Genomic DNA, 1,521 nt, shown 5'->3' on the forward strand with positions numbered 1-1,521 from the left:
CTAGAGCGTGTCTCTTTGATGGGCTGGTCAGTTGATCGGATGTGTCTGTCCGATTAGTGATCACTGATGCGATGTGGGACCGGATCGAGCCGCTAATGCCGGCCGATCCAGTCCGGGGACGGCGCTGGGCCGACCACCGCCGCACGCTCGAGGCCATCGCGTGGAAGTACCGCACCAACTCGCCCTGGCGGGACCTTCCCGATGAGCTTGGCTCGTTCAAGACCGCTCACAATCGGCTGATCAGATGGGCCGTCGACGGCACGTGGGAGAAAATCTTCGCCGCCGTCCTCGCAGCAGCGGATGCCGTCGACGACATCGGCTGGACCGTATCGGTCGACTCCACCGTCGTCCGGGCCCACCAGCACGCCGCCGGAGCACTCAAAAGGGGGCCGCAGACCGAAACGAGCCGGCCGATCACGCACTCGGACGCTCCCGCGGCGGGCTGAGCACAAAGATCCACCTGGCTGCAGATGGTCATGCACGGCCCCTGGCTCTGGCCGTCACCGCGGGTCAGGCCGGTGACGCGCCCGCCTTCGAGACGGTCATGGCCCGCATCCGGGTGCCGAGGACCGGCCCGGGGCGGCCTCGAACTCGCCCCAACCTGGTCCTGGCGGACCGCGCGTACTCATCCCGCACGATCCGCGGCCACCTGCGTCGCCGACAGATCCGCGCGGTCATTCCGCAGCCGTCGGACCAAGTCGGGCACCGTCTGCGGCGGGGCCGCCAAGGTGGCCGTCCGCCCAGCTTCGATGCCGATGCCTACAAGCAGCGCAACACCGTCGAGCGGTGCATCAACCGCCTCAAACAGTGGCGCGGCCTGGCCACACGATGCGACAAACTCGCCATCGCCTATCAGGCCGCACTTCACGTCGCCGCCATCCTCATCTGGGCTCGTAGGTGAAAACCTAGCTCTCCGCCTGCAACGCCCTGCGTGCTGCTGCCTGAAAGGCGCTGCCTGGTGTGCGCTTTGCTTCGACTGCTTGCATGTACTGAGCGTCGAAGTCTTCCAAGCGACCGAGTCCAGCTTGGCGGGCAGCCTCATGCCAAGCCGTCCCAGCCATGTCCAAGGTATACATCGCCCGCCGCAGAGCCTCGGCTGCATCGGCCACGAATGCGGGACCTACAACGGTGACCTCAGCGACCGCAGAACTGAAGGGTGCCCATGCCGCATGGGCGTCGGCTGCGGGTTCACGCCACTGTTCCTCAGTACTCCCTTCGATGCGAAGACTCGCTGCTAACTTCCACCATGCCGCCGACACTTGCTTAGACGTGCTGATGCATCTTCCGTAAGCGTTGCGGCGAGCCTCTTCCAGCCTGAGTTCCCGGTCGATCTGCCGCTGCCGTCTCTGCTGTGATCCCTGGCTCATAGCGGTGACCAAGCCACCCCCAAAACCTCCGAGCGTGCCGATCGCTGCACCGATTACAGCTGCCACTCCTGCGTCCATGGCAGGGCATTAGACCCTGGCATGCCGCAAGGAGACCAGCTCCGGCAACCGCCGACTTTCAAGAGACAGTCCCTAG

Annotated in this window: 1 protein-coding gene; it reads left to right on the forward strand. The window is 65.3% G+C overall.

Going from position 1 to position 1,521, the window contains the following annotated elements:
* Positions 1-71: 71 nt before the first annotated feature.
* A protein-coding gene (locus JK361_RS40495) for an IS5 family transposase (RefSeq protein WP_372448795.1) occupies positions 72-901 on the forward strand; the annotation gives its coding sequence in 2 pieces (ribosomal slippage) (positions 72-378 and positions 378-901; 831 coding nt in all).
* Positions 902-1,521 lie beyond the last annotated feature (620 nt).

Origin of the sequence: Streptomyces musisoli, assembly GCF_016741855.1 — a bacterium.
GTDB classification, from domain to species: Bacteria; Actinomycetota; Actinomycetes; order Streptomycetales; family Streptomycetaceae; genus Streptomyces; species Streptomyces musisoli.